This is a genomic window from Streptomyces sp. DvalAA-14, assembly GCF_900091855.1.
GTDB lineage: Bacteria > Actinomycetota > Actinomycetes > Streptomycetales > Streptomycetaceae > Actinacidiphila.
Map to the genome: position 1 here is coordinate 1 of NZ_FMCH01000429.1, position 8133 is coordinate 8133.

An 8133-nucleotide genomic window follows, 5' to 3' on the forward strand; every position below is an offset into this window, starting at 1 on the left:
ATGCGCGAACGCGCCCGGAGCGCGGCGGCACCCTCACCGCGGGGCCGGGCGAGGACGGCCCGGGCTTCACCGTCACCGCCGAACTCCCGCTGGGTGCGGACCGCGCCGAGCCGGCCGCCGGCGCCGAAGCCGTCGCCGGCGTCCCCACCGCACCGGTGGCCGCCGCCCCGCCGGCCACCCCCTCGATCCTCCAGGAGGACCGCCGATGACCCCGCCGCCGATCCGCGTGCTGCTCGCCGACGACCAGAACCTGGTGCGGGCCGCGTTCGCGATGCTGGTCGAGTCGGCCCGCGACATGGAGGTGGTCGGGCAGGCGGGCAACGGCCTGGAGGCCGTCGCGCTGGCCGGCGGGGCGCGGCCCGACGTGATCGTGATGGACATCCGGATGCCGGAGCTGGACGGCATCGGGGCCACCCGCCGGATCGCCGCGGACCCCGACCTGGCCGGGGTACGGGTCCTCGTGCTGACCACTTATGACGACGACCAGCACGTGGTGGCGGCGCTGCGGGCGGGCGCTTCCGGCTTCATGGCCAAGGACACCAGGCCGGCCGACCTGCTGGACGCGATCCGTACCGTAGCGGCGGGCGACGCGCTGCTGTCGCCCGGTCCGACCGCCCGGCTGATCGCCCGCGTGCTGCGGCTGCCCGACCGGCCGCCGGTCGGCGCGGCGGCCCCGGCCGGCCTCGCGGGCCTGTCCGACCGGGAGCGGGAGGTGCTGACCCTGGTCGCCCGCGGCCTGAACAACGCCGAGGTCGGGGAGGCGCTGGGGCTCAGCCCGCTCACCGCCAAGACCCATGTGAGCCGGATCATGGGCAAGCTGGGCGCCCGCGACCGGGCCCAACTGGTCATCGTCGCCTACGAGTCCGGCCTGGTGGCCCCCGGCGCCGACCGCTGAGCAGCCGCCGGCCGCCGACCGCCCGCAGCGGGCCGGAGCCGACCCGGCCGGACCCCTGGCGGCCACCGCCCGCCGCACCGTACGGGACAATGGGCCCATGAGCCTGTTCCGCGACGACGGCATCGTGCTGCGCACCCAGAAGCTGGGCGAGGCGGACCGGATCATCACGCTGCTGACCCGGCGGCACGGGCGGGTGCGCGCGGTGGCCAGGGGCGTACGGCGGACCAAGTCCAAATTCGGCGCGCGGCTGGAGCCCTTCAGCCATGTCGACGTGCAGTTCTTCGCCCGCGGCGGGGAACTGATCGGGCGCGGGCTGCCGCTGTGCACGCAAGGCGAGACCATCGCGCCCTACGGCGGGGCGATCGTCACCGACTACGACCGCTACACCTCCGGTACCGCGATGCTGGAGACCGCCGAGCGCTTCACCGACCACGAGGGAGAACCCGCCGTCCAGCAGTACCTGCTGCTGGTCGGCGCGCTGCGCACCCTCGCGGCGGGCGAGCACGAGCCGCGGCTGGTGCTGGACGCCTTCCTGCTGCGCTCGCTGGCCGTCAACGGCTACGCGCCCAGCTTCGACGACTGCGCCAAGTGCGGGCTGGCCGGGCCGAACCGGTTCTTCTCGGTCGGCGCCGGCGGCGTGGTCTGCCGCGACTGCCGGGTGCCGGGAAGTGTCGTACCGTCCCGGGAGTCGCTGGAACTGCTCGGCGCGCTGCTCGGCGGGGACTGGGAGACCGCGGACGCGTGTGAGCCGCGTCACTGCCGTGAGGGCAGCGGACTGGTCGCGGCGTATCTCCAGTGGCACCTGGAGCGCGGCCTGCGGTCGCTGCGCTTCGTGGAGCGGCGGCAGGACGTACCGCAGGGCCCGGGGGAGGACGGCCCCTACGACGAGGCGGCGGACGGGATGCCGGGGGGCGGCGTGGTGGACGGTGTGGTGGGCGGGGCGCTGGAAGCGGTGCTGCGCGGCAGCACCGATCCGCAGCCGTAGGCGCCGGAGCCGGGCGGTAGCGTGGAGGGGCGGCTGATCAGGCCGTCAGGGATACCCAGGAACAGCCGTCAGGAGAAGTACGACCATGGCACGTCGCGGGATTCTGGCCCGAAACCGAACCTCGTACCGGACCCCCGACCCGCATCCGTCGGGCGCCCGGGCGCCGAAGCTCCAGACCGAACTCGTCCCCAAGCACGTCGCCGTCGTGATGGACGGCAACGGCCGGTGGGCCAAGGAGCGCGGCCTGCCCCGCACCGAGGGGCACCGGGTCGGTGAGGGAGTCGTGCTGGACGTCCTGAAGGGCTGCCTGGAGATCGGCGTCAAGAACCTGTCGCTCTACGCCTTCTCCACCGAGAACTGGAAGCGCTCGCCGGACGAGGTGCGCTTCCTGATGAACTTCAACCGCGATGTCATCCGCCGCCGCCGCGACGAGATGGACGAGCTGGGCATCCGGATCCGCTGGGTCGGCCGGATGCCGAAGATGTGGAAGTCGGTCGTCCAGGAGCTCCAGATCGCCCAGGAGCAGACGGTCGACAACGACGCCATGACGCTGTACTTCTGCGTCAACTACGGCGGTCGCGCGGAGATCGCCGACGCCGCCCAGGCGCTGGCCCGGGATGTCGCGGCCGGCAAGCTCGACCCGAACAAGGTCAACGAGAAGACGTTCGCCAAGTACCTGTACTACCCGGACATGCCGGACGTCGACCTCTTCCTGCGTCCCAGCGGCGAGCAGCGCACCTCCAACTACCTGCTCTGGCAGAGCAGTTACGCGGAGATGGTGTTCCAGGACGTGCTGTGGCCCGACTTCGACCGGCGCGACCTGTGGCGGGCCTGCATGGAGTACGCCTCCCGCGACCGGCGCTTCGGCGGCGCGATCCCCAACGAGGAGCAGCTCCTGAAGGGCTGAGCCGCCACGGTCTCGGCCGCCGGCGCCGTCAGCCGCCCCTCAGCCGCCGGTGCCGTCAGCCGCCGACGGTCTCCGCCGCCGCGCTCGCCCCGGCCGGGGCCTGCCCCGCGCAGTCCGCGCAGGTGCCGAAGATCTCCATGGTGTGCGCCACGTCCACGAAGCCGTGCTCCACGGCGATCGCGTCCGCCCACTTCTCGACGGCGGGGCCCTCGACCTCGACGGCCTTGCCGCAGACCCGGCAGACCAGGTGATGGTGGTGGCCGCCGCCGGAGCAGCGGCGGTAGACCGACTCGCCGTCGCCGGTGCGCAGGACGTCGATCTCGCCGGCGTCGGCAAGGGACTGCAGGGTGCGGTAGACGGTGGTCAGGCCGACCGAGTCGCCGCGGTGCTTCAACAGGTCGTGCAGGTCCTGGGCGCTGCGGAACTCCTCGACCTCTTCGAGGGCGGCCGAAACGGCGGCCCGCTGCCGGGTCGAACGGCCGCGCACGGGATGCTTGGCGGTGCTCACCGGTGACTGTCTCCTTCGCGCTACTGCTCGTCGCCGCTCGCTGCGGCTGGTTCTCGCCCGTCGGGGTGGGCCCATTGTGCCAGGCCGCGGGGCGCTCAGACCCGTACCGCGGAGCCCCCGGTGACTTCCGTCGCGCCCGGGACCGCGAGCGCCACCTCAAGGGTGCACCCTTCCGGTTCGGGCGCGGTCCGGCGGCCCCGGCGGCCGGCCAGCGGCGCCGCGATCGCCGCCGTCAGCAGGAAGACCGCCATCGAGGCCAGCACGATGCTCGCGCCCGGCGGCACGTCCACGTAGTACGAGAACACGGTGCCGGACAGCGACGCGCTCACCCCGATCACCACCGACAGCGCCAGGGTCCAGGCGAAGCCGCGGGTGACCTGCTGGGCGGCCGCGACCGGTATCACCATCAGCGCGCTCACCAGCAGCAGCCCCACGATCCGCATCGCGACCGTCACGGTGACCGCGGCGGTCACCGCCAGCAGCAGGTTCAGCGCCCGCACCGGCAGCCCGGACACCCGGGCGAACTCCTCGTCCTGGCAGACCGCGAACAGCTGCCGGCGCAGCCCCAGCGTCACCAGCAGCACGAACACCGCCAGCGCCGCCATCGGCGCCATGTCCTGCGGCGAGACGGTGAGGATCGAGCCGAAGAGATAGCTGGTCAAGTTGGCGTTGGAGCCGTTGGGCGCCAAGTGGATGATCAGCACGCCGCCGGACATGCCGCCGTAGAAGAGCATGGCGAGCGCGATGTCGCCGCGGGTCTTGGCGGAGGAGCGGATCAGCTCCATGGCGACCGCGCCGAGCACCGCGACCAGCACCGCCGTCCACACCGGGCTGACCTGGAGCAGGAAGCCCAGCGCGACCCCGGTGAGCGCCACGTGCCCGATGCCGTCGCCCATGATCGCCTGCCGGCGCTGCACCAGGAAGATACCGACCGCGGGCGCGGTCACGCCGATCAGCAGCGCGGCCAGCAGCGCCCGTTCCATGAAGGGGTAGTCCAAGATCTCCATCAGTCCGCCAGTGCGGTGTCGGGCGCCCCGGGGTGCGGGTGCACGTGGTCGTGGCCGGGCAGGGCGTGCTGTCCGACGCCCTTCGGCGGCGGCCCGTCGTGAACGACGCAGCCGTCCCGGAGTACCACCGTCCGGTCGATCAGCGGCTCCAGCGGCCCCAGCTCGTGCAGCACCAGCAGGACGGTGCGACCGGCCGCGACCTGCTCGCGCAGTGTGTCGGCCAGGACGTCCTGGCCGGCCAGGTCCACCCCGGCCATCGGCTCGTCCATGATCAGCAGCTCGGGCTCGCCGGCCAGGGCGCGGGCGATCAGCACCCGTTGGTGCTGGCCGCCGGACAGCGCGTCCACCGCGTCCCTGGCCCGCCCGGCCAGTCCGACCTGTGCCAGCGCGCGGTCCACCGCCGCCCGGTCCGCCCGGCCGGGCAGCCGCAGCCGGGTGCGGGCCAGCCGTCCGGCGGAGACCACCTCCCGTACGGTGGCCGGCACGCCGCCCGCCGCGGTGGTGCGCTGCGGCACGTAGCCGATCCGCGCCCACTGCCGAAAGCGGGGGCCCGGGATGCCGAACAGCTCCCACCCGCCGGCCGACAGCGGCACCTGGCCGACCACCGCCCGGACCGCGGTGGACTTGCCGGAGCCGTTGGCGCCGAGCAGCGCGACGACCTCGCCGCGGCGGACCGTCAGGTCGACGCCGCGCAGCACCGGGCGGGCGCCGAGCGAGACCTGGGCGCCGCGCAGCCGCACCAGGGCCTCCGCGGTCGCCGCGGGGGCCCGGGATCCGGTCGTCACCGGGGCCGCGCTCACACCGCGCCCAAAGCGGTCCGCAGCGCCCGGAGGTTGGCCTGCTGGACCTGGAAGTAGTCGGCGCCCCGCGACGCGGCGGTGATGCCCTCGATCGGATCGAGCACGTCGGTGCGCAGGCCCAGGTCGCCGGCCACCGTCGTGGCGGTCCGGTCGCCGGTCAGCGTCTCGAAGAACACGGTGCTGACGTGCTCGCGCCCGGCCAGGTCCTGCAGGGCCCTCATCCGGGCCGCGCTGGGCTCGCTGTCCGGGTCGATCCCGTTGATCGCCTCCTCGACCAGGCCGTAGCGCTCGGCGAGGTAGCCGAAGGCGGCGTGGGTGGTGACGAAGGTGTCGGAGCTGCGGTGGCGCAGCCCGTCGCGGAAGCGGGCGTCCAGCGCTTCGAGCCGCCCGACCAGGGTGTCGGTGGCGGCGCGGTAGCCGGCCGCGTACGCCGGGTCGGCCTGCGCCAGGGCCCGGCCGACACCGCGGGCCACCTGGGCGTAGCGGACCGGATCCAGCCAGATGTGCGGGTCGGCGCCGGGGTCGTCGCGGTGGCCGCCGCTGCCGTGGTCGCCGGTGGTGCCGTAGCGGCCGTCCACCTCGGTGCCGTGGTCCTCCAGGGTGGTCAGGCTCCCGGCGTCCAGGCTGCGCCGCACGCCGGACTGCTCGATCGCGGCGTCCACGGCCGGCTGCAGGCCCCGCAGGTACACGGCCAGGTCGGCGTCGCCGAGTCGGCCGACCTGCCGCGGCGACAGCTCCAGGTCGTGCGGTTCGACGCCGGGCCGGGTGAGCTCGGTGACGGACACCCGGGCCCCGCCGATCTGCCGGACCAGGAATTCCAGCGGATAGAAGGACGCTGTCACCTTCACTTTTCCGCGGTCGGCGCCGCTCCCGGCCGCGGCGGAGGCGTCGCCCGAGCACGCGGCCAGGGCCGGCAGGACGAGCGCGACGGCCGCGGCCAGGGCGGTGGCCGGTATCACCCGGCGCCATTCGTTCATGACTGTCATTTTCAACTAAACTGGAAACGATTGTCAATTAAGACCGCACCGACCCGGGCGCGACCCCGGCACGACCCCGGGCGCGACACCGGACACGGGCCGACGCGAGGCCGTCCGTTCTTGCAGGTCGCGGAACGGATTTGATATGCGCCCCGCACCCGCCGGTAATCTGGGACAACTGACCGCTTCGTCGTACTGAAGAGAGCACCGTGGCCGCCGACAAGATCGACACCATCGTCAGCCTGAGCAAGCGCCGTGGCTTCGTTTTCCCGAGCAGTGAGATTTACGGCGGCTCCAAGGCCGCCTGGGACTACGGACCGCTGGGCGTCGAGCTCAAGGAGAACATCAAGCGCCAGTGGTGGCGCTCCATGGTGATTTCGCGTGACGACGTGGTGGGAATCGACTCGTCGGTGATCCTCGCCCCCGAGGTGTGGGTCGCCTCCGGCCACGTCGCCACCTTCTCCGACCCGTTGACCGAGTGCACCTCCTGTCACAAGCGCTACCGCGCCGACCACCTGGAGGAGGCCTACGAGGCGAAGCACGGCAAGCCGCCGGCCAACGGCCTGGCCGACATCAACTGCCCGCACTGCGGCACCAAGGGCGCCTTCACCGAGCCGAAGCAGTTCTCCGGCATGCTGCAGACGCACCTGGGCCCGACGCAGGACGCCGGCTCGGTGGCGTATCTGCGACCGGAGACCGCGCAGGGTATTTTCGTCAACTTCGCCCAGGTTCAGACCACGTCGCGGAAGAAGCCGCCGTTCGGCATCGCCCAGATGGGCAAGTCGTTCCGCAACGAGATCACGCCCGGCAACTTCATCTTCCGCACCCGCGAGTTCGAGCAGATGGAGATGGAGTTCTTCGTCAAGCCGGGCGAGGACGAGAAGTGGCACGAGTACTGGATGCAGGAGCGCTGGAACTGGTACACCGGCCTCGGCCTGCGGGAGGAGAACATCCGCTGGTTCGACCACCCGAAGGAGAAGCTCTCCCACTACTCGAAGCGCACCGCCGACATCGAGTACCGCTTCAACTTCGGCGGCCAGGAGTTCAGCGAGCTGGAGGGTGTCGCCAACCGCACCGACTTCGACCTCTCCTCGCACGCCAAGGCCTCCGGCCAGGACCTGTCCTACTTCGACCAGGAGGCGGGCGAGCGCTGGTTCCCGTACGTCATCGAGCCGGCGGCCGGTGTGAACCGCGCCATGCTCGCCTTCATGCTCGACGCGTACAACGAGGACGAGGCGCCCAACGCCAAGGGCGCCATGGAAAAGCGCACGGTCATGCGGCTCGACCCGCGGCTGGCCCCGGTGAAGGTCGCGGTGCTGCCGCTGTCCCGCAACCCCGAGCTCTCGCCGAAGGCCAAGGGCCTGGCCGCCGCGCTGCGCAAGAACTGGAACATCGAGTTCGACGACGCGGGTGCCATCGGCCGCCGCTACCGGCGCCAGGACGAGATCGGTACGCCGTTCTGCGTCACGGTCGACTTCGACACCCTTGAGGACAACGCGGTGACGGTGCGGGAGCGCGACACCATGAAGCAGGAGCGGGTGTCGCTGGACCAGGTCGAGGCCTACCTCGGCGGGCGCCTGCTCGGCTGCTGACCCGGCCGGACCGGCAAGCGTCGGCGAGCGCCGGACGGGCTCATACGTCAGCCCGTCCGGCGCTCGTCTTCGGGAAGCTCCGGATCGCGAGTGTGCCGCATATCACAGCCAGCGGCAGCTCCGCGGCGAAGGCCATCAGCAGCGCGGTGCGGAAGTCCGGGCCCGAGGACGTCATGACGTCGAACCACGCGTCGACGACGAGCAGCATCGCGGTGGCCCCGGCGGCGGCCGACCGCAGCGGGCGGCCGCGCACGGTCAGGGCGCCGGTGGCGATCAGGCCGAGCGACTCCATCGTGTCCAGGCCGACCCAGGCGGTCGCCCAGTGGGGCACCGCGTCGGTCGGCGGCAGGCCGGTGGCCAGGATGATCAGCCAGGGGATCAGCGCCACCCCGCAGGCCATCAGCGCCCAGCCGGGCCAGCGCCGGCGGCCGCGGGCGGACGCGGCCGGGGGAGGCGGTCACG

Annotated in this window: 9 protein-coding genes and 1 pseudogene; 5 read left to right on the forward strand and 5 right to left on the reverse strand. The window is 72.6% G+C overall.

Annotated features, from left to right (window positions below):
* The 4 genes and pseudogenes from GA0115240_RS22975 to GA0115240_RS22990 all read left to right on the forward strand — a co-directional run.
* Positions 1–209, forward strand: a 209-nt coding sequence (locus tag GA0115240_RS22975; protein ID WP_370673362.1) for a hypothetical protein, incomplete at its 5' end; no start/stop codon positions are given.
* The gene (locus tag GA0115240_RS22980; protein WP_093739179.1) at positions 206–895 is read left to right on the forward strand and encodes a response regulator; all 690 of its coding nucleotides are present in this window, start codon (positions 206–208) and stop codon (positions 893–895) included. The genes GA0115240_RS22975 and GA0115240_RS22980, both read left to right, overlap by 4 nt.
* Positions 896–992: 97 nt before the next feature.
* Positions 993–1736 (forward strand): annotated as a pseudogene (gene recO, locus GA0115240_RS22985) (DNA repair protein RecO); the annotation flags it as partial.
* 229 nt (positions 1737–1965) lie between these two features.
* The gene (locus GA0115240_RS22990; RefSeq protein ID WP_093739180.1) at positions 1966–2787 is read left to right on the forward strand and encodes an isoprenyl transferase; all 822 of its coding nucleotides are present in this window, start codon (positions 1966–1968) and stop codon (positions 2785–2787) included.
* A gap of 55 nt (positions 2788–2842) precedes the next feature.
* Here the strand turns inward: GA0115240_RS22990 and GA0115240_RS22995 are convergent, their stop codons facing one another.
* From GA0115240_RS22995 to GA0115240_RS23010, 4 genes are all read right to left on the reverse strand, one after another.
* Entirely contained in the window at positions 2843–3295 is a 453-nt protein-coding gene (locus GA0115240_RS22995) for a Fur family transcriptional regulator (protein ID WP_093739182.1), read from the reverse strand.
* A 95-nt stretch (positions 3296–3390) separates the two neighbouring features.
* The gene (locus tag GA0115240_RS23000) at positions 3391–4302 is read right to left on the reverse strand and encodes a metal ABC transporter permease (RefSeq protein WP_093739184.1); all 912 of its coding nucleotides are present in this window, start codon (positions 4300–4302) and stop codon (positions 3391–3393) included.
* Complete coding sequence (locus tag GA0115240_RS23005; protein ID WP_370673363.1) at positions 4302–5087, reverse strand: metal ABC transporter ATP-binding protein; 786 nt, start codon at positions 5085–5087, stop codon at positions 4302–4304. Before GA0115240_RS23005 ends, GA0115240_RS23000 begins: the two co-directional genes overlap by 1 nt.
* 11 nt (positions 5088–5098) lie before the next feature.
* Positions 5099–6079, reverse strand: a complete 981-nt coding sequence (locus GA0115240_RS23010; RefSeq protein WP_093739188.1) for a metal ABC transporter substrate-binding protein — start codon at positions 6077–6079, stop codon at positions 5099–5101.
* A 209-nt stretch (positions 6080–6288) separates the two neighbouring features.
* On the opposite strand from GA0115240_RS23010, the gene GA0115240_RS23015 reads away from it, so the two are divergent.
* Entirely contained in the window at positions 6289–7671 is a 1383-nt protein-coding gene (locus GA0115240_RS23015; protein ID WP_093739190.1) for a glycine--tRNA ligase, read from the forward strand.
* A gap of 40 nt (positions 7672–7711) precedes the next feature.
* On the opposite strand, the gene GA0115240_RS23020 is transcribed toward GA0115240_RS23015, so the two are convergent.
* On the reverse strand, positions 7712–8059 hold the full coding sequence (locus GA0115240_RS23020) for a hypothetical protein (RefSeq protein ID WP_093739192.1): 348 nt from the start codon (positions 8057–8059) through the stop codon (positions 7712–7714).
* Positions 8060–8133 lie beyond the last annotated feature (74 nt).